Origin of the sequence: Pseudonocardia sp. ICBG162 (assembly GCF_020496225.1) — a bacterium.
Lineage (GTDB): Bacteria > Actinomycetota > Actinomycetes > Mycobacteriales > Pseudonocardiaceae > Pseudonocardia > Pseudonocardia alni.
Genome location: NZ_JAHLJD010000013.1, coordinates 2,049,576 through 2,074,382, shown reverse-complemented (window position 1 = coordinate 2,074,382; position 24,807 = coordinate 2,049,576). Strand labels below are relative to the sequence as shown.

The following is a 24,807-nucleotide window of genomic DNA, read 5'->3' as shown; positions in this document are numbered from 1 at the left end:
ACGCGGCGGCGGCCCGGGACTCCTCCCGGGCCGCCGCCCGCGTGTCCCCGCCGCCCGTGGCCACCGCCGACGACACCACCGACACGGTCCGCCGCAGCGACCTGCCCGGCGGGGTCCGGCTCGTCACCGAGACGGTGCCGGGCGTCCGCTCGGTCGCGCTGGGCATCTGGATCGGGATCGGCTCGGTCGACGAGACCCCCGAGCAGGCCGGCGCCGCGCACTTCCTGGAACACCTGCTCTTCAAGGGCACCCGGCGGCGCACCGCGGCAGGCATCGCCGAGGAGATGGACGCCGTCGGCGGTGAGCTGAACGCGTTCACCGCCAAGGAACACACCTGCTACTACGCCCACGTCCTCGACACCGACGTGGCGCTGGCGGTGGACGTGCTGGCCGACGTCGTCACCGACGCCGAGCTGGCCCACACCGACGTCGAGCTGGAACGGGGCGTCGTGCTCGAGGAGATCTCGATGCGCGACGACGACCCGGAGGACCTGCTCGGCGACCTGTTCGACGAGACCCTGTTCGGCGACCACCCGCTCGGGCGCCCGGTGATCGGCTCCGAGGACTCGATCCGGGCGATGAGCCGCGACACCCTGCACAGCTTCTGGCGCGGGGAGTACACGGCGCCGCGGATGGTCGTCGCCGCGGCCGGGAACCTGGACCACGACCACGTCGCGGTGCTCGTCGCCGCCGCGCTGGACCGGGCGACGCAGGGACACCGCGGCGCCCGCCCGGTGCCGCCGCGGACGGCGACCGGGGCCCGCCCCGTGCGCACCGGAGCCCTCGGCCTGCTCGACGACGACTCCGAACAGGCCCACATGATGCTCGGCGTGCCCACCGCGGGCCGCGCCGGACGCGGCCTGCCGGTGCTGGCGGTGCTGAACTCCGCCCTCGGCGGGGGACTGTCGTCGCGGCTGTTCCAGCAGGTCCGCGAGCAGCGCGGGCTGGCCTACCAGGTCTACTCCTCGACCGTCCGCTACGCCGACGCCGGCGCACTGTCGGTGTACGCCGGGTGCGCCCCGGAGCGGCTGGGCGAGGTCGTCGCCGTCGTGCGGGACGTGCTCGCCGAGGTCGCGGCCGACGGCCTGACCGAGGCCGAGGTCGTCCGCGCCCGGGGCGCCCTGCGCGGGGGACTGGTGCTGGGCTGCGAGGACACCGCGTCGCGGATGAACCGGCTCGGCCGCGCCGAGCTGGACCACGGGCGGCAGCGGTCGCTGGCCGACAGCCTGGCCCGCATCGACACGGTCACCCCGGGCGAGGTCGCGGCGCTGGCGGCGGACCTGCTGGCCCAGCCGCTGACGGCGGCGGTCGTGGGGCCCTACGCGGAGCTCGACGACCTGCCGGCCGCGCTGCGCGACCTGGCCTGAGGCGAGACGCACCGAGGTCCGGGGCGCGCATTCGCGCCGGGGCCTTGAAGACGGGCGGAGCCCCGGACCCGTACGGGTCCGGGGCTCCGCGCCTGTCCGGGGGTGGCCGGTCAGGAACCGTTCTGCCAGCCGAGGGTCTCGGGCAGCGGCGGGAACGCGAACAGCGCCGAACCCCAGTTCGCGAGACCGGGCTTGGTCGCCCAGATCGACGGGCCGGAGTAGACCGGCAGCACGCCGTAGGTGGCGAGCGCCTTCTTCTCCGCGGCGGCGGCCGCGGCGTACTGCTCGTCGGCGGTGGGCAGGGTGTTGACCTTGCGCAGCTCGGCGTCGAGCTCCGGGGTGCCGGTACCGGAGCTGTTCAGCGTCGAGTCCGAGCAGTACTGCTGGCAGATGTAGGCCACGCCGTACGGGTCGGTGGACTTGAACCCCAGGAAGACCATGTCGAACTCCTTGTTCGCCAGGACCTTGGAGAAGTCGGTCGACGGGACGACCCGGACCTGCAGATCGACGCCGATGTTCTTCAGCATCGCCACCATGGCTCCGGAGGAGGCCCGCTTGGTCGGGGTGTCACCGGTCTGCACGTAGGTGAACGTCAGCTTCTGCCCGTCCTTGGTGCGGACACCGTCCGGACCGGCGACCCAGCCCGCAGCCTCGAGCCCCTGCTTCGCGGCCTCGGGGTCGAACGTCACGGCGCTCGCGAGGTTGTCCTGATAGCCCTTCTGGTAGGGCTGCAGGGTCAGGGAGCCGCCGAGGTCCTCGGTGTAGTCCAGGCCCTGGAAGGCGATCTTGGCGAGCTGCGCGCGGTCGATGGTGTCGAACACGGCCTTGCGGACCGCCGGGTCCTTGAGGATCGGCGTGGTGCTGTTGAGCATCAGCAGGTAGTTCGCGGGGGTTCCGGAGATGCGGATGTCGGCGTCCGGCACGGAGCGGGCCTGGGCGAGGAAGTCGGCCGACTCGGCCTCGGTCGCGTCGAGCTGGCCGTTGCGGAACGCGTTGATCTTCGCCTGCTGCTCCATCTGGACCAGCGTGATGCGGTCCAGCTTGCCCTTCTTGCCCCACCACTTCGGGTTGCGCTCGAAGGTGAGGGTGGAGTTCTGCTTGTCGTAGTTCGCCACGGTGTACGGGCCGGCACCCCACTCGGCGTGCGGGTTGTTCAGGTACCCCTGGTTGAACGCCTGCGGGGTGGCGGCCTTCGGGTGCACGAGGTTGTTGAACAGGCTCGGCCACCACGGGTTCGGGCCGGTGAACGCGACGACGGCCTGCCTGTCGTCGGCGCCGCGGGTGACCGAGGCGATCCGGTCGTAGCCGTCGGTGGCGCTCGGGATGAACGCGGTGTCCTTCCCGTTGTTCGCCTTCCAGGTGGCCTCGAACGCGCGCCAGTCGATCGGCGTGCCGTCGTTGAACACGGCCTTCGGGTTGATCGTGTACGTGACGGTGGTCTTCCCGGCGTTGTCGACCGGCTCGGCCTTCGTCACGTAATCCGGGTTGATCACCGGATCACCGGTGGGGGTGAAGGTGATGACCATCGGGTTGTAGAACCCCCAGGCGAGCCGGGTGTCCGTGGTCGAGTCGCCCTGGAAGACGTTGAACTGCGGGTTCAGGTCCGAACGGAACGGCAGGGTCACCTGCCCGCCGTCCTTGACGTTCTCGTACGGCTGGGCGTTGTACGACGGCGTCGTGGACAGCGACTCGCCGGTCTGCGCGGGCCCGCCGGAGCCACCCCCGCCACAGCCCGCCAGCACCAGGGCCAGCGCCGCGACGGCGGCGGTCATCGCCCCGCGTCGGATCGGTCTGCGCATGTCTCTCCTTCGTTCGGTTCCCCGGTGTCGGGGTGGGAGGTGGTTCAACGGAAGTGGCAGGCGTTGCGGTGGTCGGAGTCGGCGTCGCTGGCCCCGTCCTTCACCGTCAGCGCGGGGGTCTCACCGGCGCAGCGGGACCGCTCGTGCTCGGACAGCGTCCGGGCCAGCGGGCAGCGGCCCAGGAACGCGCAGCCCGGCGCGTCGTCGGTCGGGCTGGGCAGGTCCCCGGAGAGCACCACCCGCTGCCGGGTGCGCTCCACCTGCGGGTCCGGCACCGGGATCGCCGACAGCAGCGCCTGCGTGTAGGGGTGCTGCGGGTTGCCGAACACGTCGGCGACCGCGCCGGACTCCACGATCCGGCCCAGGTACATGACCGCGACCCGGTCCGCGACGTGCCGCACCACCGACAGGTCGTGCGCGACGAACAGGTAGCTCAGCCCCAGCTCGCGCTGCAACGCGGTGAGCAGGTTCAGCACCCCCGCCTGCACCGAGACGTCGAGGGCGGACACCGGCTCGTCGAGCACCAGCAGCGACGGCTTCGTCGCCAGCGCGCGGGCGATCCCGATGCGCTGGCGCTGCCCGCCGGAGAACGCCGCCGGGAACCGGTCCACGTGCTCCGGGTCCAGACCGACCAGCGCCATGAGCTCGTCGACCCGGGTGGCGACCCGGCCCCGGTCGGTCCAGCCGGCCGCCCGCAGCGGCTCGGTGAGGATGTCCCCGACCGTCATGCGCGGGTCGAGCGCCCCCATCGGGTCCTGGAAGACGATCTGGATCTCCCGGCGCAGCGCTGCGATGTCGGCGCGGCCGCGCAGCGTCGCGACGTCGGTGCCCGCGACCTCGATCGTCCCGCCCTCCGGCGGGAGCAGGTTCATGATCTCCAGCAGCGTCGTCGTCTTGCCGCAGCCGGACTCGCCGACCAGACCGAGGGTCTCGCCGCGGCGGATCTCGAGGTCGACGTCGGCGACGGCGTGCACCGTCCCGACCCGGCGCCGCACCAGGGACCCCTTCATCAGCGGGAACGTCCTGCGCAGGTGGCTCACCGACAGCACCGCGGGACGGTCCTCGCGGTCGCCGGCACGGTCGTCGCCGAGGGGAAGGTCGGGGACGGCGAACACCGGCTCGCCACCGATCGCGCCGTCGACGATCTCGCCGGTCCGCACGCAGGCGGCGGCGTGGCCGTCGCGGCCCGGGACCGGCACCAGCGGGGGCTCCGCGGTGCGGCAGGCGTCGACGGCGACCGGGCAGCGCGGCGCGAACGGGCAGCCCGGCGGCAGGTCGGTCGGTGCGGGCGGGGTGCCGGGCACCGGGACCAGCGGGCGTCGCTCGACGCTGTCGACGCGGGGGACCGCGCCGAGCAGGCCGATCGTGTACGGCATCCGCGGTGCGGCGAACAGCTCGTCCACCGGGGCGGTCTCGACCGGGCGCCCGGCGTACATGACGAGCACGTCGTCGGCGACCCCGGCGACCACACCCAGATCGTGGGTGATCATGACGACGGCCGCGCCGGTCTCGTCGCGCGCCACCTTCAGCACGTCGAGGATCTGCGCCTGCACGGTGACGTCCAGGGCGGTCGTCGGCTCGTCGGCGATGATCACGGTCGGGTCGTTCGCGATCGCCATCGCGATCATGACGCGCTGGCGCATGCCGCCGGAGAACTCGTGCGGGAAGGCGCGCACGCGTCGCCGGGGGTCGGGGATGCCGACCAGGTCGAGCAGCTCGACCGCCCGCTCGCGGGCCTTCGCCCGGCCGATGTCGCGGTGGATCTGCATCGCCTCGACGAGCTGGTCGCCGACGGTGAAGATCGGGGTGAGCGAGGACAGCGGGTCCTGGAAGATCATCCCGATGTCGTCGCCGCGGATCCCGGACATCGCCTCGTCGGACAGCCCGACCAGCTCGCGGCCGGACAGGGTGATCGAGCCCGTCACCGACGCCGTCTCGGGCAGCAGCCCCATCACGGCCAGCGAGGTCACCGACTTGCCGGACCCGGACTCGCCGACGATGCCGAGCGTGCGCCCGGGCAGCAGGTCGAAGCCGACACCACGGACGGCCTCCACCCGGCCGGCCTCGGAGGGGAACGCGACGGTCAGGTCGCGCACGGACAGCACGGGGGTGCTCATGCCCTGCCTCCCGCGCGCGACGTCGGGTCGAGGGCGTCGCGCAGGCCGTCGCCGACGAACGCGAGCGACGCCGTCAGCAGCACCAGCAGCACCGACGGCACGATGAAGATCCACGGCGCGGTCGCCATCGAGGAGCCGCCGTCGGCGAGCATGGTGCCCAGCGAGACGTCGGGGATCTGCACGCCGAACCCGATGAACGACAGCGCCGTCTCGCTCTGCACGGTGCCCGCCACGTTCAGGGTGAAGGTGACGATGAGCAGCGAGCCGATGTTCGGGATGAGGTGGCGGAACACGATCCCCGGCCCGGACACGCCCATGAAGCGGGCGGCCGAGACGTACTCGCGCTCACGCAGCGTCGTCGCGACCGTCCAGACCACGCGGGCGGTGGTCATCCAGCCCAGCAGGGTCAGCGCGACGATCAGGATCCGGTAGTCGCCCGACCCCCACTGCGAGGCCAGCGCCAGGATCAGGAACGACGGCACCACCATCAGGAAGTGGACGACGGTGAGCAGGGCGCGCTCGCCGCGCCGCGCCCACGTCCGCCCGCCGCCCAGGTAGGCCGCGCCCGCCCCGACCACCGCGGCGATCAGGGTGGTCAGCAGCGAGACCGTGACGGCGATGGTCAGCGACCGCTGCAGGCCGTGCACGGCCTGGGCGTAGACGTCGTTGCCGCCGGCGGTGGTGCCCAGCGGGTGGTCCAGCGACGGCGCCGCGGTCAGCGCCGCGAAGTCGACGTCGGTGTGGCCGTAGGGGGAGAGGAACCCGCCGACCAGGGAGAACAGCACCAGCAGTCCGAAGACGACCAGGCCGGCCATCGCGGGCCGGTTGCGCCGGTAGCGGCGCCAGACCAGTGCGGCGCGGGCGCCCCGGCGACGGCGGGGCGCGGTGACCCCGGGGCCGCCGTCGGCGCCGTCGCCGACCGTGGGGGCGAGCTCGGGCATGTTCAGGCTCATGTCAGCCCACCCGCACCCTCGGGTCGAGGGCGACGACCGCGACGTCGGCGAGCATGGCGCCGACCGCCGTCGTCACCGCGCCGAACGCCGCCGTCGCGACGACGCCGTGGATGTCGTTGGTCGAGATGGTGCGGATGAAGTAGTCGCCCATGCCCTGCCAGGCGAAGGTCTTCTCGGTGATCACCGCGCCGGTGAACAGCGCCGGGATCGCGAACGCCACCTGGGTGGCGACCGGGATCATCGAGCTGCGCAGCCCGTGGCGGCGGATGGCCTGCCTGCGGGTCAGCCCCTTGGCCCGGGCGGTCCGCACGTAGTCGGAGTTGACCACGTCGAGCAGCATCGAACGCTGCAGCAGGTGGTAGCCCGCGTAGGAGATGATCAGCAGCGAGATCGTCGGCAGCACCAGGTGCTGGGCCCGGTCGAGGAGCAGCGGCCAGAACCCGGTGACCCCGGGCGACTCGGACCCCGCGACGTAGAACAGCGTCCCGCCGACACCCTGGTTGATCGCGATGGCGACGAACACGACCGCCAGCGCCGCGACCGCCGACGGGATGTTCAGGGTGAACACCGAGGTCAGCTGCGCGGCGCGGTCACCGAGCCGGTACTGGCGCTGGGCCGAGTAGACCCCGAGCGCCACCCCGATCACGATCGACAGCAGCAGCGAGAAGAACACCAGCTGCCCGGACACCACGACGCGGAACGCCACCTGCGCGTTCACCGGGTCGCCGATCGGGCTGGTGCCCCAGTCCCAGCGGGTCACGATCCCGGTGACCCAGATCCACCACCGCTCCAGGACCGGGACGTTCGAGTCCAGGTTGTACTGGCCCAGCGAACGGGCGATCTCCGCGTCGGTGCGCGGCGGCCGCAGCTGCAGGTAGTTGACCCGGGGGTCCAGGAACGAGTTCGCGAGGAAGTAGACCAGGTTGGTCGCGACGACGATCATCGCGAGCCACCCGGCGCCCCTGCGCAGGAGGTACCGGAGCACGCTGCTCTTCTCTGTTCGTCCGCGGTGCGGTGGTGGTGACCGGCACGCGCGGGTGGTGGGACGACCGCAGGTGAGCGGGTGTCACTGTTTCGGGTGACATCGAGGCTGGCACGCCAGTACCAGAAATCGGTAGACCCGGCTCACAGCGTTTACCCATTCGTGATGATGACAGCCGGCCGTCACCGCGGGTTCGTCCGCTCGACGCGTGTGACCTGCTGGCAGGCTGGGCGCCATGACCGCCCTCGCCGTCGTCGCCGGCCTGATGATGCTCGTCGGCCTGGCCGGGATCGTGCTGCCGGTGCTGCCCGGGCCGCTGCTGATCGTCGGTGGGGTGGCGGTCTGGGCGGTCCCGCGCGGCGACGCGGTCGGCTGGTGGGTGCTCGGCATCGCGGTGCTCGTCACCGTCGCCGGTCAGGTCGCGAAGTACCTGCTCCCCGGACGCCGGCTCAAGGCCGCCGGGGTCCCGACCCGCACCCTGTTCGCGGGGCTCGTGCTGGGGGTCGTCGGCTTCTTCGTCGTGCCCGTCGTCGGGCTGTTCCTCGGGTTCGTGCTCGGGGTGTGGCTGGCCGAGCTGGCCCGCCTGCCCGACGCCGCCACCGCCTGGCGCTCGGCACGCGAGGCGCTCACCGCCGTCGGCTGGAGCATCCTCATCGAGCTCGCGGCCGGGCTGGTGACGGTCGCGGTGTGGATCGGCGGCCTGGTCGTCGGCTGAGCCCCGGCCGGCGGTGCCCCGTGATCACCGATCGGGAACCCTCCGCGTCGGCGTGCGACCGGTCCGGTGCCGGATCCGTGATCACGGCGGGCCGCTGCATAGACTCCCCGGCGGTCCACGACGTCGAGGTGCGCGAGGTGTACGGGTGAGCGGGACGATCAAGGTGGCGGTCCTCGGGGCGAAGGGCCGGATGGGCTCCGAGGTGTGCCGGGCGGTCGAGGCCGCCGGGGACACCGAGCTGGTCGCCGCGCTGGACGCGGGCGACGACCTGTCCGCCCTCGACGGCGCCGACGTCGCCGTGGACTTCACCCACCCCGGCGCCGCGGTCACCAACATCCGCGAGTGCCTGGCGCGCGGGGTCGCCCCCGTCGTCGGGACCAGCGGCTTCGACGCCGCCCGGTTCGACGAGGTCCGCGCGATCCTCGACGAGCGCGGCTCCGGCAGCGTGCTCGTCGCCCCGAACTTCGGGGTCGGCGCCGTGCTGATGATGCACTTCGCGGCGCAGGCTGCCCGCTTCTTCGACTCCGCCGAGGTCGTCGAGCTGCACCACGCCGGCAAGGTCGACGCGCCGTCCGGCACCGCCGCGCGGACCGCGTCGGTGATCGGCGCGGCACGACGCGAGGCCGGGCTCGGCGAGGTCCCCGACGCCACCACCGACGACCCGCACGGCGCCCGCGGCGCGGTCGTCGAGGGTGTCCACGTGCACGCGGTCCGGATGCCCGGGCTGATCGCGCACCAGGAGGTCATCCTCGGCACCGACGGCGAGGTGCTCACCCTGCGCCACGACTCGATGAACCGGACCAGCTTCATGCCGGGCGTGCTGCTCGCGGTGCGCGCCGTGCGCGACCGCCCGGGCCTGACGATCGGCCTGGAGCCGCTGCTCGGGCTCGGCTGAGCCTCAGTCGACCAGGTGCAGGTCCAGCGTCCCGGCGTGGCGGACCTCGCGCAGCGTCGACGAGCCGGTGTCCAGCGTGCGCACCGCGCCGTCGGGCGCCCAGCCGGCGCGGCTGTAGAAGTTCCGTGAGGCGGTGTCCGCCTCGGCCACCCAGGTGCGCCCGGAGTCCGAGCCGGACTCCCGCAGCGCGGCCGCGGCGGCGGCGAGCAGTCGTCCGCCGTGCCCGCGCCTGCCCCAGCGCGGCTCCACGAGCAGCGTGCTGACCTCGGCGATCGCCATGCCGTCGGCCCCGGCGTAGCGGGCGGCGGCGGCGAACCCGACGGTCTCGTCTCCCTCGACGGCGACGAACAGGTGGAAGCCGTCCCCGGCGTGCACGGCGTCGCTCCAGTGCGAGCGCGCGGCGTCCGAGGTGAGCCCGGCGAACGCCTCCTCGGGCAGCAGCCCGGCGTAGGCGGTGCGCCAGGTGCGGTCCTGGATCGCCATGATCGCGCCGACGTCGTCGTCGGTGGCGGGGCGGACGGTCGCGGTGGCCATGGGACATGCCTACCGTGCGACCCGGTCGCCCGTTCCTGTCGGGGGTGGATGGCACGATCCCGGCGTGCGCACGATCTCAGCCGACGTCGCCCGTCGGACGTTCCTCGCGGCCCAGGGCTTCACCGACCCACGGCCGTCCGGGCCGGTCACCCGTCGCCATCTCGGACGGGTGCTGGACCGGGTGAAGCTGCTGCAGCTCGACTCGGTCAACATCGCGGTGCGCGCGCACTACATGCCGCTGTTCAGCAGGCTCGGTGCCTATCCCGCCGCCCTCCTCGACGACGCCGCCTGGTCGCCCGACGCGCGCCGCCCGCGGCTGCTGGTGGAGACCTGGGCGCACGAGGCGAGCCTCGTCCCGGTCACCGACCGGCCGCTGCTGTCCCACGAGACGCTGCCGCGGCGGTGGTGGAAGCACTACGGGCCGCTGCTGGAGAAGCACCCGCAGCTGGCCGGGGACATCCTCGACGTCGTCGCGGAGGCGGGGCCGATGGGCGCCGGGGCGATCGAGAAGGCGCTGGCCCCGGCCGGCCGGGCCGGTGAGGTGCGCCCGCGCCCGCCCGGCGCGACCTGGTGGGAGCGCTCGGAGGTCAAGCGGGTCTGCGAGTACCTGTTCGCGACGGGGGAGCTGTCGGTCGGCACCCGCGTGCACTTCGAACGCCGCTACGACCTGCCCTCGCGGGTCCTGCCGCCGGAGATCCTGGCGCTGCCCGAGCCGGACCCGGCGGACGCCGCGCGCGAGCTCGTGGCCAAGTCCGCGTCCGCGCTGGGGATCGGCACCGAGACCGACCTGCGCGACTACTACCGGCTCGGCCCGGAACGCACCCGCACCGCGATCGCCGAGCTGGTCGACGCGGGTGCCCTGGAGCCGGTGAGCGTGCGCGGCTGGGACCGGCCCGCCTACCGGGACCCGGCGGCCCGGATGCCGCGCGCGGTGACCGGGCGGGCGCTGCTGTGCCCGTTCGACCCGCTGGTGTGGGAGCGGGACCGGACCGAGCGGATCTTCGGGTTCCGCTACCGCATCGAGATCTACGTGCCGGAGCCGAAGCGGGAGTACGGCTACTACGTCTTCCCGTTCCTGCTCGACGGCGAGCTCGTCGGCCGGGTCGACCTCAAGGCCGACCGGGAGGCCGGGGTGCTGCGGGTGCCCGGCGCGTTCGCCGAGCCCGGGGCGGGCGCCCCGCGCCCGCGGATCGCGGCCGAGCTGGCCGGGGAGCTCGCGACGATGGCGGGCTGGCTCGGGCTCGACGGCGTCGCCGTGGGGGAGCGGGGCGACCTGGCCGCCGAGCTCCGGGCCGAGGTCGCCGCCGGCTGAGCGCTCAGGCGGGGTCGAGGCGGAACACGGCGATCGTGTCCAGGTGCTCGGCGACCTGCTCCTCGGTGGCGTCGGCCGGCACCGGGAACGCCGACAGCGCCCACGGCACGTCGAGCGCCCGGAGATAGCCGACGACGGCGGCCGCGGCCTCGGCGCGCCCGGGCTCGACCGCGCGGTGCGGCTCGTCACCCGTGGCGGAGCGGATCGCGCACTCCGGCGTCGCCCGCAGGTTGCGCACCCAGTCCCGCCCACCGGTGGGGGAGACCAGGTAGCCGGCGCCACCGTGCCCGACGACGCCGATCGGGGTGTCGCGCGGCTCCCCGCTGCGCCGCCCGCGGGTACGCAGCACGCGCAGGGCGTAGCCGCCGTCGGGGACGGGGGTGGCGGGCATCTGCAGCACCCGGGCGGTCATGGAGGCGTTCGTCGCGGCGATCTCGGTGCGGTCCACGGCACCGAGCCTACGCCGGTACCTCGCTCGCCGATCATCTCGACGAACGAGGTACCGGTCGCGGGGTCAGACCGCGGCGGCGGAGGCCCGGGTCACCAGCACGTCGCCGCTGCCGGTGCGCCCGGACAGCCGCACCGCCGGTGCCGTGGACGGGGTGTCGTGGCGGACGTCGAGCTCGGAGCGGGCGCGGCCCGACCCGGTCGACAGGTCCAGCTCGGCGGCCACACCGGAGTGCACCCCGACCCGGACCGACCCCGACCCGGTGCCGAGCCGGACGTCACCGGAGACCGCGTCGGCGACGACGACGTCCCCCGACCCCGAGCGCACCTCCAGGTCCGCGGTGAGCTCACCGACGCGGACGTCGCCGCTGCCGGTCCGGATGCGCGACGCGCCGCCGAGCGACCCGGCCTCGACGCCGCCGGAGCCCGCGCGCAGGTGCGCCCGGCCCGAGCACGTGCCCAGGTCGATCGACCCCGACCCGGTGGTGACATCGGCGTCGCCGTGCACCTGGGCCACCCGGGCCGCGCCGGACCCGGTCCGCACCGCGGCCCAGGACGCCCGGCCGGTCAGCTCGACCGAGGCCGCGCCGGTCCGCACCGCGGGCCGCGACCCGGCGGGGGCGGAGACCGTCACCACGAGCGGCACCGCGCCGAGGGCCGGGTCCTCCGGACCGCGGACCACCAGGCGTCGCGACGAGGCCGACCACTCGATGGTGACGGCGTCGACGGCGTCCGCCGACGGGTCGCCGGTGGCCTCCCAGGGGGCGCCGACGATCGGGTCGAACCCGCGGCCGGACCAGCCCGCCCCGGCGCGGGGCACGCCGGAGCCGCCGGTCATCGAGCTGCCGATCCAGTCGAGCAGCCCGCCGAGGCCGCCGGACCACGGCGCGGCGCTGCGGTCGGCGGTGACCTCCGCGCGGACCTCGTCGGCCCCGTCGACCAGGTCGATCCGGACCCGGCCGGCACCGGTCGTCACCTCGATCTCGGCGGCGCCGGCGCAGTCGAACCGCTCGCTGCGGGAGGGGGTGCTGCCGGGGCCGGCGCTGCCGGTGTCGCCGGTCGGCGCGTGGCCGGTGTCGCCGCTGTCGCCGCCACTCGCGCCGGTGGAGCTGCCACTCGCGCCGGTGGAGCTGCCACCTGCGCCGGTGGAGCTGTCACCGGCCCCGGTGGGGCTGCCACCTGTGCCGGTGGGCCCGCCGGAGCCGGTGGGGGCGTCGCAGCCGTGCGTGGCGTCACCGCTGCCGTCGTCCGGCCCGGGGCCCGTCCGCTCGTCGCTCATCCCTGCACCCATCCCCTCAGGTTGCGCCCGTCGCGGTGCGGGCGGCCGGTGCGTCCCTCCGCGCCGGCCAGTGCCCCCTGCACCGCCTGGGACACCCAAGTGTTGAGCGAGACGCCCTGGGACTGGGCGGCGCGCTCGGCCTGGGCCTTGATCTGCTCGACGATGCGCAGGGTGACCCGGCTGATGTCCCCGGCGTCACCGGAGAACGGCGAACCACCCGAGGCCGGGCCACCGGAGGTGCCGCCGCCGAAGGGGAAGCCGCCGAACGGCGACGTCCCCTCGCTCGCCGGGGCCGGGTCCGGGGTGGGGGAGTGTCCGGGCTCCGGGTCGCCCCCGGACACCGACACGCGCACCTCCCGGCCGTGCAGGCGGACCTCGACCGAGCGGTCGCCGAGTGCGGCGGTCGCCTCCGAGGCCAGGTCGGACAGTGCGTTCATGATCGCGAGCCGGGCGGCGGGCTCGATCGCGGAGCCGAGCAGGGCCGCCGTGCGACGGGTCTGCTCGTCGCCCGCGGCCGCTGCGGCGGCGAGGTCGTCGCGCAGCTGCGCGACATACGGCGTGAGGTCCATGACACCACTATGGCGTCACTCCTGACATCACGCCACCCGTTCGTGGCGTCGGTTGCGACGTCGCAGCGCACCGGGGGTGCCGTGGCCGCCACAGTGGGTGCGGGCGCGGGGCCCGGCGGGTGCCGGGGACGCCGGTCGTTACCCTCGCGGCATGCCGGAGACCGCGCCGAAGACCGTCCCGCTGACCGTGCAGCTCGTCGCGAAGACCGAGTTCACCCCGCCCGCGGACGTCCCGTGGTCCACCGACGCCGACGGCGGCCAGGCGCTGGCCGAGTTCGCCGGCCGCGCCTGCTACCAGTCGTGGACCAAGCCGAACCCGCGCACCGCGACCAACGCCGGCTACATCGCCCACATCCTCGAGGTGGGGCACCTCTCGGTCCTCGAGCACGGCTCGGTCAGCTTCTACCTGACCGGCATCTCGCGCTCGCTGACCCACGAGCTGATCCGGCACCGCCACTTCTCCTACTCCCAGCTCTCGCAGCGCTACGTGCCCGAGCGTGACGCCGCGATGGTCGAGCCCGACGTCATCGCCCAGGACCCGGAGCTGCACGAGCTGTTCCTGCAGGCCTCGGCCGACGCGCTCGCCTCCTACGAGAAGCTTCTCGAGGGGCTGGAGGCGCGCTTCGCCGACGTGCCGAACGGGACGCTGCGCCGCAAGCAGGCCCGCCAGGCCGCGCGGTCGGTGCTGCCGAACGCCACCGAGACCAAGATCGTCGTCACCGGGAACTACCGGGCGTGGCGGCACTTCATCGCGATGCGCGCCTCCGAGGCCGCCGACGTCGAGATCCGCAACCTCGCCGTCGAGTGCCTGCGCCAGCTGCAGGTCGAGGTGCCGAACGTGTTCGCGGACTTCCAGATCCAGACCCTCGCCGACGGCACCGAGATCGCCTCCAGCCCGCTGGTGGCCGAGGGCTGAACCCCCGGTCGGGCCGGGCTCAGGCCAGGACGGCGTGCACCCGTCGTCGCAGGTCCGGCAGGTCCCGCACGACGAACCCGCGTCCCTCCTTCTCCAGCAGGCCCTCCGCGACCAGCCGGGACAGCTCCCGGCTGGTCGTGACCCGGGTGAGCCCCACAAGCAGCCCGAGCTCGTCGACGGCGGGGCGGATCGACAGCCGGGCCACCTCGTCGAGTGCGATCTCGCCGTAGGCCTCCACCAGGTGGCCGAGCAGCAGGATGATCCGCTCCCGGGCGGGCAGCCCCTCGATGAGCACGTGCAGCTGCATGACCCGCTGCTTGTAGGCGATCCGGCGGGTGATCTCGAGCAGGAGCTCCGGCTCGTCGCGGGCGGCGGTCAGCAACGCGTCGCGGGTCACCGAGACGATCTCCGACGGCCGGGTGCAGACCGAGGCGAGGTGGCGCGGCCGTCCGTCGACGCAGGCCGCCTCGCCGAGGCTGGCGCCGGGCTCGGCGTAGGCCAGCGAGCGTTCCGAGCCGTCGGGCCGGTGCAGGTAGATCCGCACCCGCCCGGACACGACGAGGTGGAACCGCGACGACAGCTGGCCCTGGGTGTAGACGTGCTCGCCACGGGCGTAGTGGCGGGGGCTGCCCAGCCGCGCGATCCGCGAGGTCAGCGACGTCCACGGGGCGGTCAGGAACGGTGAGACCGGGTGGTCGTCGGGGTCGGGGGCGGGCAGCGCACGCACGGTGCCGTCCGGCCGCCGCGCCGCGCCGCTGCTCATGGTCCCGCCTCCCGGCCGTCGCCGATGGTCCGTCCGGACGGTAGCGGGCTGGGGCGCCTGCGGGTAGGCGGGACGGCCCGGACACCGAGGGGTGCGTCCGGGCCGTCCGGGTCCGGGGGGTGCCGGCCGGCGGCCGCCGGCACCGGGTGGGTGCGGGACGGCCCGCCCGGACGGGCCGCCCCGGTGGCCGGTCAGACGGCCGCGAGCTGTGCGTCCTGCTCGGCGAGGGAGTCCGCGTCGGTCTGCGGCAGGGCCAGCGTGCAGAGCAGGCTGATCAGCGAGACCGCCGAGAGCAGCAGGCCGATGCCGAGGCTGCCCAGCGTCGACGCGGCCAGCGCCGCGGCGAACAGCGGGACCACGCCGCCGCCGAAGACGCCGGCGAGGTTGTAGGCGATCCCGGCGCCGGTGTAGCGGAACCGGGTCGGGAACAGCTCCGGCAGCTGGGCGCCGATCGGGCCGTAGGCGATGCCGACGACGCCGAGCACCAGCGACAGGCCCAGCCCGAACGACCACACCGTCCCGATGTCGATGATCGGGAACGCGACGAGCCCGGCGACGACCGAGGCGATGTTGCCGCCGACGACCATCTTCCGGCGCCCGACCCGGTCGGACAGGATCGCCGAGGCGATCGTCGTCAGCGCGAAGACGATGCCGCCGACGATGCCCATGGCCAGCACCGACGGCCGCGGCAGCTCCAGCTGCTGGGTGCCGTAGCTGGTCAGGTAGGTGACGCCGATGTAGAAGAAGGCGAACACCGCGGTCGTCGAGCCGGCGCCGAGGAACACCGCGGCCGGACGGCTGGTGAAGACCTCGGTGATGGGGAGCTTCGTCGAGACCGGGCCGCTGTTCTTGAACGTGGCCGTCTCCTCCAGGGCGAGCCGCACGTAGAGCCCGACCGCGACGAGCAGCACCGACCCGATGAACGGGATGCGCCAGCCCCAGGCCAGGAACGCCTCGTTGCTCATGGTCAGCGCGGTGACCAGGAAGGTCGCCGACGCCAGCGCGAACGCCACCGACGGGCCGAGCTGGGGGAACAGCGCGTACTTGCCGCGGGCCTTCGTCGGCGCGTTCTCCGCGGTGAGCAGGGTCGCCCCGGCCCACTCGCCGCCGACGGCGAGGCCCTGCAGGATGCGCAGCACCACGAGCAGGATCGGCGCCAGGACACCGATCATCCCGGTGGTGGGCAGCAGGCCGATCGCGAGCGTCGAGAAGCCCATCAGCAGCAGCGTGGTGACCAGCGTGCCCTTGCGGCCGAGCCGGTCGCCGAAGTGGCCGAACAGCACCGACCCGAACGGCCGCGCGACGAATGCCACGCCGAAGGTGGCCAGCGCGAGCGCGGTACCGGCCGCCGCCCCGAGCTCGGGGAAGAAGACCTTGTTGAACACCAGGGCCGCGGCGGTCCCGTAGATGAAGAAGTCGTAGAACTCGATGACCGTGCCGGTCATGCTCGCGAGCGCGATCCGGCGCATCGACCGCGGCGGCTGCGTGGTGGCAGCGTTCGTCACGTGTGTTCTCCCCGTCGAGAAGCGATGAGTGGGACGGATCGGAGTATCGGGACACCGGCGGATGAGATCTGTATCACTAGCTACAAAACACGTGCGTTCCGTCGACCGTCTGTCGACCGTTCGTCGCGGCAGTGCGGCCGGTGGCGGGCGGCACTACGTTGGGCGAGGTGAGCCTCGCGACCGCCGAACGTGCCGCCCTGTGTGCCGAGTTCGAACGTTCCGGACCCGACCGCCCGACCCTCTGCGAGGGCTGGAACGCCCGCGACCTGCTCACCCACCTGCTGGTGCGCGAGCGGCAGCCGTGGAACGCCGCGGGGATCGTGGTGCCCGCACTGTCGGGCATGACCGACAAGGCGATGGACGGCTACGCGTCGGCGGCCTGGCCGAACATGATCGACGACCTGCGCAAGGGCCCGCCCGCGTGGTCGCCGTTCAAGGTGGGCAAGGTCGACGAGATCGCCAACGGCGCGGAGTTCTTCGTCCACCACGAGGACCTGCGCCGCGGGGAGCCCGGCTGGGAGCCCCGCCCGTCGGACCCGGAGCGCGACGGGCAGCTGTGGAACCTGCTCGCGAACCAGGCGAAGCTGCTGTTCCGGCGCAGCCCGGTCGGCCTGGTGCTGGCCCGTCCGGAGGGCGCGACCCAGGTCGTCGCGACCGGGTTCGGCGTGGTCACGGTGACCGGTGAGCCCGCCGAGCTGGTGCTGCACGCCTTCGGCCGGGACGCCGCGCGGGTCGAGGTGACCGGTCTGCCCGCCGACGTGGAGGCCTACCGCGGCGCCCCGTCCGGGATGTGACCGGGAAGCGTCGGTCCTCCGGCGGTACCGTCACCAGTCATGAGCACCGGTCCCGACTCCGCCCCCGGCGGCCAGCAGCACCCGCCGCGCCGACCGTTCGGCGAGGTGCTGACCGCGATGGTCACGCCGTTCGACGCCGACGGTGAGCTGGACCTGGCGAAGGCCGAGGAGCTGGCGAACCACCTGGTCGACCTCGGCAACGACGGGCTGGTCGTCAACGGCACCACCGGTGAGGGCCCGACCACCTCGGACACCGAGAAGTCCGAGCTGATCCGCGCGGTCGTGTCCGCGGTGGGGGACCGGGCGACGGTCGTCGCCGGGGCGGGCACCTACGACACCGCGCACTCGATCGAGCTGGCCCGCAGCGCGGAGCGCGCCGGTGCGCACGGACTGCTCGTGGTCACGCCGTACTACTCGCGGCCGCCGCAGGAGGGCCTGCTCGCGCACTTCACCGCCGTCGCCGACGCGGGTGACCTGCCGGTGATGCTCTACGACATCCCGCCGCGCAGCGTGATCGGGATCGACGTCGAGACCTTCCAGCGCCTGGCGCAGAACCCCCGCATCGTCGCGGTGAAGGACGCCCGCAACGACCTGCGCGTCGGCACCGAGGTGCTGGCCACCACCACGCTCGCCTACTACTCCGGCGACGACCCGGTGAACCTGCCGTGGCTCTCGGTCGGGGCGGTCGGCTTCGTCAGCGTGATCGGCCACGTCGTCGCCGACCGGCTGCGCGCCATGATCGACGCCTACCACGCCGGTGAGCACCAGCGGGCCCGTGCGCTGCACTACGCGATGCTCCCGGTGATCCGCGGGATGGGCCGGGTCGGCGGCGCGGTGTTCGCCAAGACCGCTTTGCGGCTGCGCGGCATCGACGTCGGCGACACCCGGCTGCCGCTGCCGCCCGCCACCGAGGAGCAGGTCGCGGCGATCGCCGGCGACCTCGCCGTCGCCGGGGTGGCGCTGGACCCGCAGGCCCGCCCGAACGCCCCCGCCTACCAGCCCGGCCACGGCGCCCTGGGCGGACGCACCGCAGCCGACATCGGCGCCGAGGTCGCGTACCACCGCACCTGAGCAGGAGCGCCGGCTCCGCACCCGAGCGGGCCCCGAGAACACGAACCAGAGAACACGAACCCATGTGAGGCACGAACCCCTGTGAGTCCCCAGCGCAACGACCGACGCAACCGGCCCGGCCGGACGCTCTCCGCGCCGCCGGAGAACATCGAGCGCCCGGAGCTCCCGGACGCCCCGCCACCCGCCCTCGCGCGGGGCGGCCTGCGCGTCTACGCGCTCGGCGGCATCGGCGAGGTCGGTCGCAACATGACCGTCTTCGAGTACGAGGGCCGGCTGCTCGTCGTCGACTGCGGCGTGCTGTTCCCGTCCGACTCCGAGCCGGGCATCGACCTGATCCTGCCCGACTTCCGGACCATCGAGGACCGCCTCGACGACATCGACGCGCTCGTGCTGACCCACGGCCACGAGGACCACATCGGTGCCGTGCCGTGGCTGCTGCGGATGCGCCCGGACATCCCCGTCGTCGGGTCCCGGTTCACGCTCGCCCTGGTCGCGGCCAAGTGCAAGGAACACCGCCTGACCCCGCACCTGCAGGAGATCAAGGAGGGCGACCGGGTCTCCCACGGCGGGTGGGACTGCGAGTACTTCGCGGTCAACCACTCGATCCCCGACGCCGTCGCCGTCGCGATCCGCACGCCCGCCGGGTTGCTGCTGCACACCGGTGACATCAAGCTCGACCAGCTCCCGCTCGACGGGCGCCTCACCGACCTGGGCGGGTTCTCCCGGCTGGGCGAGGAGGGCGTCGACCTGTTCCTGGTCGACTCCACCAACGCCGAGGTGCCGGGCTTCGTCACCCCCGAGGCCGACATCGGGCCGGTCATCTCCGACCTGGTCCGCCGGGCGCCGTCGCGGATCATCCTGGCCTGCTTCGCCAGCCACGTGCACCGCGTCCAGCAGGTGCTCGACGCCGCGCACGCGCACGGCCGCAAGGTGTGCCTGACCGGGCGCTCGATGGTCCGCAACATGGGCCTGGCCGACGACCACTCGCTGCTGAACATCCCCGACGGGCTGCTCGTCGACATCGACGAGGCGATGCGCCTGCCCGACGAGAAGCTGGTGCTCGTCTCCACCGGGTCGCAGGGCGAGCCCCTCGCCGCGCTGTCCCGGATGGCGCGCGGGGACCACCGCAGCATCACGATCCGCCCGGACGACACGATCATCCTGGCCAGCTCGCTGATCCCGGGCAACGAGACCGCCGTGTTCGGCGTGATCAACGGGCTGACCCGGCTCGGCGCCACCGTCGTGCACCAGGGCAACGCCAAGGTGCACGTCTCCGGGCACGCCCCGGCCGGCGAGCTGCTGTTCCTCTACAACGCGGTGCGCCCGTCGAACGTCATGCCGGTGCACGGGGAGTGGCGCCACCTGCGGGCCAACGCCGCGCTCGCGCGTCGCACGGGGGTGCCCGAGGAGTCGGTGGTCATCGCGGAGAACGGCGTGGTCGTCGACCTCGTCGACGGCCGCGCGGCGATCACCGGCCGGGTCGAGGTCGGGCAGGTCTACGTCGACGGGCTGTCGGTCGGCGACGTGGGCGAGACCACTCTCGGTGACCGCATCGCGCTCGGCGAGGGCGGCTTCATCGCGATCAACGTGGCGATCGACCACAAGACCGGCCGCGCGCTGTCGCGTCCGACGCTGTCCGGGCGCGGGTTCTCCGACGACCCAAAGGCGCTCGACGCCGCCCAGTCGCTGGTCGAGGACGAGCTGTCCCGGCTGGAGAACGAGAACGTCACCGACCCGCACCGGATCGCCCAGGGCGTGCGGCGCGTCGTCGGCCGCTGGGTGTCGGACACCTACCGCCGCCGCCCCATGATCGTCCCCACGGTCATCGCCGTCTGAGTGTGTGGAGGGGTCGTCGACCCCTCCACACCCGCGTCGGTCCCCGGTTCGATCACCGAACCGGGCTACCGTGTGTGACATGGCGGGACGCACGGGCACGGGCAGGACCACCACGACTGCGGCCGCGGGCCGCGGCTCGGGGCGGTCGGGCTCGCGCGCGTCCACCGCCCGCAAGCGCCCGTCGGCAGGCCGCAGGCCGCCGGCCCGGCGCCAGGGCCCGGACCTGGTCGACCGCGGGATCGACGCGGTCGGCCGGGGCGTGGCGAAGACCGTCCGCGCCTCCGGGCGCGCGGTCGGGCGCACCCGCGAGATCGACCCCGCGCACCGCCGCGACGGCATCGGCTTCGGCATGCTCGTGCTCGCCGTCATCGCCGCCGCCGGGCTGTGGTGGCAGGCGGGCGGCTCGGTCGGCTACTGGTTCACCTTCCTCGTGCAGGCGGTGATGGGCCAGGCCGGCGTGGCGCTGCCGGCGATCCTGCTGGGCGTCGGCATCGTGCTGGTCACCACCGAGGGGCACCCGGAGGCCCGGCCGCGGATCGTGACCGGCAGCCTGCTGCTCGCCCTCGGCGTGCTCGGGCTGGTGCACCTGGGTGCCGGAGCGCCCGCCGAGCCCGACGCCTGGCGCGGCGCCGGCGGCGCGCTCGGCTACGTCGCGGGGACCCCGCTGAAGGCCGGGCTCAGCCTGTGGACGGCCGTCCCCGTTCTCGTCCTGCTGACGCTGTACTCGGTCCTGCTGGTCACCGGCATCCCGGTGCGGGAGCTGCCGGACCGTTTCCGCAGGCTCACCGGGCAGCTGCCGCCCGAGCAGGACGACGAGGAGGACACCGGTGCGGGCCGCCCGCGCACGGTGGCCGACGCCGTCGCCGAGCGGGAGGGGCAGGCCGGGGACGCCGAGGAGGCACCGAGGAAGCGGCGCCCGTCGCGGCGCAGGCAGGGGGCCGCGGAGGCCGACGCGTTCCGGACGGAGGAGGGCGAGCACGCCCCGGCCCCGGTGGACCCGTCGCTGCCCGGCGTCCCGGACGAGGAGGTGCCCGCCGCCGTCCCCGCCGCGGCCGCACCGCCGGCGAAGAAGCCGCGCAAGCCCGTCGTCGAGACCCCGCAGGTCGCCGACGAGCCGCTCGAGGGCGAGCAGCTCTCGATGGCGATCCGCGAGCCGCAGTCCGACACCGAGTACATCCTGCCGCCGGCTGACACCCTGGAGTCCGGGCCGCCGCCGAAGTCCCGCAGCTCCGCCAACGACGCGATGATCGAGGCGATCACCGGGGTCCTCGACCAGTTCAACGTCGACGCCCAGGTCACCGGCTTCACCCGCGGCCCGACGGTCACCCGCTACGAGATCGAGCTCGGCCCGGCGGTGAAGGTCGAGAAGATCACCCAGCTGCAGCGGAACCTCGCCTACGCCGTCGCCAACGACAACGTGCGGCTGCTCGCGCCGATCCCCGGCAAGTCCGCGGTCGGCATCGAGGTCCCCAACACCGACCGCGAGATGGTCCGCCTCGGCGACGTCCTGCGCTCGGGCAACGCCCGCGCCGAGCAGCACCCGATGGGCATCGGCCTGGGCAAGGACATCGAGGGCCACTACCTCGTCGCGAACCTGGCGAAGATGCCGCACCTACTGGTCGCGGGCTCCACCGGTTCCGGTAAGTCCAGCTTCGTCAACTCGATGCTGGTGTCGCTGCTGACGCGGGCCACGCCGGACGAGGTCCGGATGATCCTCATCGACCCGAAGATGGTCGAGCTGACGCCCTACGAGGGCATCCCGCACCTGATCACGCCCATCATCACCCAGCCGAAGAAGGCCGCCGCGGCGCTGTCCTGGCTGGTGGAGGAGATGGAGCAGCGCTACCAGGACATGCAGGCCAACCGGGTCCGCCACGTCGACGACTTCAACCGCAAGGTCCGCACCGGGGAGATCACCGCCCCGCCCGGGTCCGAGCGGGTGTACCGGCCCTACCCGTACATCATGTGCATCGTCGACGAGCTCGCCGACCTCATGATGACCGCGCCGCGCGACGTCGAGGACGCGATCGTCCGGATCACCCAGAAGGCGCGTGCGGCCGGGATCCACCTGATCCTGGCGACCCAGCGGCCGTCGGTGGACGTCGTCACCGGTCTGATCAAGACCAACGTGCCGAGCCGCCTGGCGTTCGCGACGTCGTCGCTGACCGACTCGCGGGTCATCCTCGACCAGCCGGGCGCGGAGAAGCTGATCGGCATGGGCGACGCGCTCTACCTGCCGATGGGCGCCGGCAAGCCGGTCCGCATGCAGGGCGCCTTCGTCGACGACGACGAGATCTCCAAGGTCGTCGCGTTCACCAAGGAGCAGGCCGAGCCCAGCTACACCGAGGGCGTCACCGCGCAGAAGGCCGGCGAGAAGAAGGAGATCGACGCCGACATCGGCGACGACCTCGACCTGCTGCTGCAGGCCACCGAGCTGATCGTCACCTCGCAGTTCGGGTCGACCTCGATGCTGCAGCGCAAGCTGCGGGTCGGGTTCGCGAAGGCGGGCCGGCTGATGGACCTGCTCGAGACCCGCAACATCGTCGGCCCCTCGGAGGGCTCGAAGGCCCGCGACGTGCTGGTCAAGCCGGACGAGCTGGAGGGTGCGCTCTTCCTGATCCGCGGCGGCGGGACCGCCGACGGCGGCGAGGTCGCCGACGACGACGAGTGACGCCGCGGGTGACGGTCGTGGGGCGGTGATGATCCCGACACCGTCGGTGATCGACTTTTCGGGCCGGCGGGTTAACGGGACGGTCACGTTCGTGCCAGAGTGACCAGGGGTCGCCGGCCGGCGACCGCACGTCGTGCTGCCCGTCGTCGCCGGGCAGAGGAGGTTCTGGCTGGTGTTCTGGAGGAAGAAGGACCGTCGTCGCCCGGCGCGGGGCACCACCGACCGGCACGCGCTCGTCCCGATTCCGCTGACCGGCGGCGTGCTGTCCGGCCAGGTCCGCGACCAGCAGGGCGGTGCCCTGGCCGGTACCGAGGTGTCGGTGATGGACCCCGCCGACCGGCGCGCGGTGCACGTCGAGACCGACCCGTTCGGCCGGTTCGCCGCGTCGCTGATGCCCGGCCGCTACCGGGTGCGCGTCGAGGCGGGCGGCTACCAGCAGGTCACCGACGTCGTCGAGGTGTCCTGGGGCGAGCACGCCGACATGGGCCACATCGTCCTCGGCGAGGACCCGGCGCTGCGCCCGCCGCGCCCCGGCGTCTTCGTGATCGACGGCGACCACAGCTCGGTGCGCTTCGTCGCCCGGCACATCGGCATGTCCAAGGTGTACGGCCGGTTCAACCGGTTCCAGGGGCAGATCCGGATCGCCGAGCCGTTCGAGGAGTCCTCGGTGGACGTCGTGATCGACGCGGCCAGCGTCGACACCAACGTCGCCGCCCGGGACACGCACCTGCGCTCGGCCGACTTCCTCGACGTCGAACGCTTCCCCGACCTGCGCTTCTCCAGCGTGCGCTTCGTCGCGCACGGCGGGAACCGGTGGACCGTGGACGGCGACCTCACGCTGCACGGCCTGACCAGCGACGTCTCGCTGGACACCACGTTCCTGGGCGCCGCGGAGTGGAACGGTGACCGGGTCGGCGCGATCGCCACCACCCAGCTGCACCGCGAGCACTACACGCTCAACTGGCAGCAGACCATCGCCAAGGGCCTGCCCGTGGTCGGGTCGACGATCCAGATCCAGCTCGACGTGCAGGCGATCCGGCAGTCCTGACCTCCGGCGGAGTGCTCAGTACTCCGGGAGCGTGAGGGCCGTCGCGGCGGTCGCGGCCCAGTGCTCGGCGAGCCCGGGAGCGGCGGCGTCCGGAGCGGTCAGCTCCCGGACCCGTGCGGCGTTGGTCAGCGCCAGCTCCTGGTTCGCCTCCACCCAGCCGCGCATCCGCCGCTCGTGGGCGGCGGCCGCCGGCCCGGGGTCGCCGCCGGCGCGCGCGAGCTCCCCGGCCAGCACGTAGGCGCCGACCACGGCCAGCGTCGTGCCCTGGCCGGACAGCAGCGTGGGGCACCAGGCGGCGTCGCCGACGAGCGCGACCGGACCGCGCGACCAGACCGGCAGCCGCACCTGGGTGACCGGGGTGAGGTACAGGTCCTCGGCGCGGGCCATCCCGGCGAGCAGCTCGGGCAGCCACCAGCCCCCGCCGGCGAAGTGCCGCGCCACCAGGGCGCGCTGCGCCCCGAGGTCGCGGTGGTGGTAGCCGGCGTCCGGGTCGGAGAAGCCGAGCATCACCCGGACCTCGGTGTCGTCGTGCGCGGTGTAGAGCCCGGCCATCGTGTCGGGGCGCTGCAGGAACACCTGCCAGCGGCTCAGCCCGAAGGTGTTGGGCAGGGTGAACACGGCGACGTGCTGGCCGAGCGGGACCAGCCGGCCGTCGTCGTCGGGGCCCAGGACCAGGCGCCGGACGCCGGAGTGCTGGCCGTCGGCGCCCACCACGACGTCGTAGTGCTCCTCGGTGCCGGACGCGAAGCGGACCCGGGCACCGCCCGCCGGGTCCGGGTCGAGCGCGACGACCCGGTCGCCCCACCGGTGCTCGACGCCGTCGAGCGCGCCGGTGAGCAGGGCGGCGAGGTCGTCGCGGAGGATCTCGACGTCGTCGCTCGCGACCGGCCCGCCGGTGAGCGTCACCTCGGTGCTGCGGAAGACCTCGGTGCCGTCCTCGTCGACCAGGGACATGCCGTCCATCGCGGTGCGGGCGGCCCGCAGCTCGGCTCCGAGCCCCATCCGGTCGACGACGGTCAGCGCGGGCCCCCGGACGTCGACGGCCTGCCCGCCGGGCCGCGGTCCCGGCGCCGACTCGACGACAACGGGCCGGAACCCGTGCCGCCGCAGCCACCACGCGAGCGTCGCCCCGGCGATGCCGGCCCCGCTGATCAGGATGTCGGTCATGCGTCCTCCTCGGTACGGTGTACGAGGCCACGATGACCCCGCGAGCTGGGACGACGCGTGGCCTGTA

The 24,807-nt window shown here is 73.7% G+C and carries 21 protein-coding genes; 10 read left to right on the top strand and 11 right to left on the bottom strand.

Annotation, left to right across the window (positions count from 1 at the left end):
* Positions 1–56 precede the first annotated feature (56 nt).
* Positions 57–1,367, top strand: a complete 1,311-nt coding sequence (locus tag KPL60_RS12740) for a pitrilysin family protein (RefSeq protein ID WP_226366076.1) — start codon at positions 57–59, stop codon at positions 1,365–1,367.
* A gap of 110 nt (positions 1,368–1,477) precedes the next feature.
* Here KPL60_RS12740 and KPL60_RS12735 read toward each other — a convergent pair whose 3' ends face one another.
* The 4 genes from KPL60_RS12735 to KPL60_RS12720 are packed head-to-tail and all read right to left on the bottom strand — an operon-like array spanning position 1,478 to position 7,221.
* Positions 1,478–3,166, bottom strand: a complete 1,689-nt coding sequence (locus KPL60_RS12735) for an ABC transporter family substrate-binding protein (RefSeq protein ID WP_226365935.1) — start codon at positions 3,164–3,166, stop codon at positions 1,478–1,480.
* A gap of 44 nt (positions 3,167–3,210) precedes the next feature.
* Entirely contained in the window at positions 3,211–5,283 is a 2,073-nt protein-coding gene (locus tag KPL60_RS12730; RefSeq protein WP_226365934.1) for an ABC transporter ATP-binding protein, read from the bottom strand.
* Positions 5,280–6,236, bottom strand: coding sequence for an ABC transporter permease (locus KPL60_RS12725; RefSeq protein WP_226355817.1), 957 nt, complete (start codon positions 6,234–6,236; stop codon positions 5,280–5,282). Before KPL60_RS12725 ends, KPL60_RS12730 begins: the two co-directional genes overlap by 4 nt.
* Position 6,237: 1 nt before the next feature.
* Positions 6,238–7,221, bottom strand: coding sequence for an ABC transporter permease (locus KPL60_RS12720; RefSeq protein WP_100880023.1), 984 nt, complete (start codon positions 7,219–7,221; stop codon positions 6,238–6,240).
* Positions 7,222–7,453: 232 nt separating this feature from the next.
* On the opposite strand from KPL60_RS12720, the gene KPL60_RS12715 reads away from it, so the two are divergent.
* Together KPL60_RS12715 and dapB are read left to right on the top strand one after the other, a co-directional pair.
* The gene (locus tag KPL60_RS12715) at positions 7,454–7,933 is read left to right on the top strand and encodes a DUF456 domain-containing protein (protein WP_020627871.1); all 480 of its coding nucleotides are present in this window, start codon (positions 7,454–7,456) and stop codon (positions 7,931–7,933) included.
* A 145-nt stretch (positions 7,934–8,078) separates the two neighbouring features.
* A complete protein-coding gene (dapB, locus tag KPL60_RS12710) occupies positions 8,079–8,828 on the top strand; it encodes a 4-hydroxy-tetrahydrodipicolinate reductase (RefSeq protein ID WP_226365933.1) in 750 nt (249 codons plus the stop codon).
* Between the two features lie 3 nt (positions 8,829–8,831).
* Here dapB and KPL60_RS12705 read toward each other — a convergent pair whose 3' ends face one another.
* The gene (locus KPL60_RS12705) at positions 8,832–9,362 is read right to left on the bottom strand and encodes a GNAT family N-acetyltransferase (RefSeq protein WP_226365932.1); all 531 of its coding nucleotides are present in this window, start codon (positions 9,360–9,362) and stop codon (positions 8,832–8,834) included.
* Positions 9,363–9,426: 64 nt separating this feature from the next.
* Between KPL60_RS12705 and KPL60_RS12700 the strand changes: the two genes are divergently transcribed.
* Positions 9,427–10,674 (top strand): winged helix-turn-helix domain-containing protein, encoded by a 1,248-nt coding sequence (locus KPL60_RS12700; RefSeq protein ID WP_226365931.1) that lies wholly within the window; start codon positions 9,427–9,429, stop codon positions 10,672–10,674.
* Positions 10,675–10,678: 4 nt separating this feature from the next.
* Here the strand turns inward: KPL60_RS12700 and KPL60_RS12695 are convergent, their stop codons facing one another.
* From KPL60_RS12695 to KPL60_RS12685, 3 genes are all read right to left on the bottom strand, one after another.
* Positions 10,679–11,122, bottom strand: a complete 444-nt coding sequence (locus KPL60_RS12695; protein ID WP_226355821.1) for a nitroreductase family deazaflavin-dependent oxidoreductase — start codon at positions 11,120–11,122, stop codon at positions 10,679–10,681.
* 66 nt (positions 11,123–11,188) lie between these two features.
* Positions 11,189–12,400, bottom strand: a complete 1,212-nt coding sequence (locus KPL60_RS12690) for a DUF4097 family beta strand repeat-containing protein (protein WP_226365930.1) — start codon at positions 12,398–12,400, stop codon at positions 11,189–11,191.
* Positions 12,397–12,969, bottom strand: a complete 573-nt coding sequence (locus KPL60_RS12685) for a toxin-antitoxin system HicB family antitoxin (RefSeq protein WP_226365929.1) — start codon at positions 12,967–12,969, stop codon at positions 12,397–12,399. Before KPL60_RS12685 ends, KPL60_RS12690 begins: the two co-directional genes overlap by 4 nt.
* Positions 12,970–13,120: 151 nt before the next feature.
* On the opposite strand from KPL60_RS12685, the gene thyX reads away from it, so the two are divergent.
* The gene (thyX, locus tag KPL60_RS12680) at positions 13,121–13,885 is read left to right on the top strand and encodes an FAD-dependent thymidylate synthase (protein WP_062401161.1); all 765 of its coding nucleotides are present in this window, start codon (positions 13,121–13,123) and stop codon (positions 13,883–13,885) included.
* 19 nt (positions 13,886–13,904) lie between these two features.
* Here the strand turns inward: thyX and KPL60_RS12675 are convergent, their stop codons facing one another.
* Together KPL60_RS12675 and KPL60_RS12670 are read right to left on the bottom strand one after the other, a co-directional pair.
* Positions 13,905–14,648 carry a Crp/Fnr family transcriptional regulator gene (locus KPL60_RS12675; protein WP_226355824.1) on the bottom strand — a complete coding sequence of 248 codons (744 nt, stop codon included), beginning with the start codon at positions 14,646–14,648 and terminating at the stop codon, positions 13,905–13,907.
* Between the two features lie 191 nt (positions 14,649–14,839).
* Complete coding sequence (locus KPL60_RS12670) at positions 14,840–16,153, bottom strand: MFS transporter (RefSeq protein ID WP_226355825.1); 1,314 nt, start codon at positions 16,151–16,153, stop codon at positions 14,840–14,842.
* 167 nt (positions 16,154–16,320) lie between these two features.
* Between KPL60_RS12670 and KPL60_RS12665 the strand changes: the two genes are divergently transcribed.
* The 5 genes from KPL60_RS12665 (at position 16,321) to KPL60_RS12645 (ending at position 23,573) form a co-directional block, all read left to right on the top strand.
* On the top strand, positions 16,321–16,947 hold the full coding sequence (locus KPL60_RS12665; protein ID WP_208819483.1) for a TIGR03085 family metal-binding protein: 627 nt from the start codon (positions 16,321–16,323) through the stop codon (positions 16,945–16,947).
* A 39-nt stretch (positions 16,948–16,986) separates the two neighbouring features.
* Positions 16,987–18,018 (top strand): 4-hydroxy-tetrahydrodipicolinate synthase, encoded by a 1,032-nt coding sequence (gene dapA / locus KPL60_RS12660; RefSeq protein WP_226355826.1) that lies wholly within the window; start codon positions 16,987–16,989, stop codon positions 18,016–18,018.
* A gap of 147 nt (positions 18,019–18,165) precedes the next feature.
* Complete coding sequence (locus KPL60_RS12655) at positions 18,166–19,854, top strand: ribonuclease J (RefSeq protein WP_208819522.1); 1,689 nt, start codon at positions 18,166–18,168, stop codon at positions 19,852–19,854.
* Positions 19,855–19,933: 79 nt separating this feature from the next.
* Positions 19,934–22,525 (top strand): DNA translocase FtsK, encoded by a 2,592-nt coding sequence (locus KPL60_RS12650; protein WP_226365928.1) that lies wholly within the window; start codon positions 19,934–19,936, stop codon positions 22,523–22,525.
* Between the two features lie 172 nt (positions 22,526–22,697).
* On the top strand, positions 22,698–23,573 hold the full coding sequence (locus KPL60_RS12645; protein WP_226365927.1) for a YceI family protein: 876 nt from the start codon (positions 22,698–22,700) through the stop codon (positions 23,571–23,573).
* A gap of 15 nt (positions 23,574–23,588) precedes the next feature.
* Here the strand turns inward: KPL60_RS12645 and KPL60_RS12640 are convergent, their stop codons facing one another.
* Positions 23,589–24,740: an FAD-dependent monooxygenase gene (locus tag KPL60_RS12640; RefSeq protein ID WP_226365926.1), complete on the bottom strand. Its 1,152-nt coding sequence runs from the start codon at positions 24,738–24,740 to the stop codon at positions 23,589–23,591.
* Positions 24,741–24,807 lie beyond the last annotated feature (67 nt).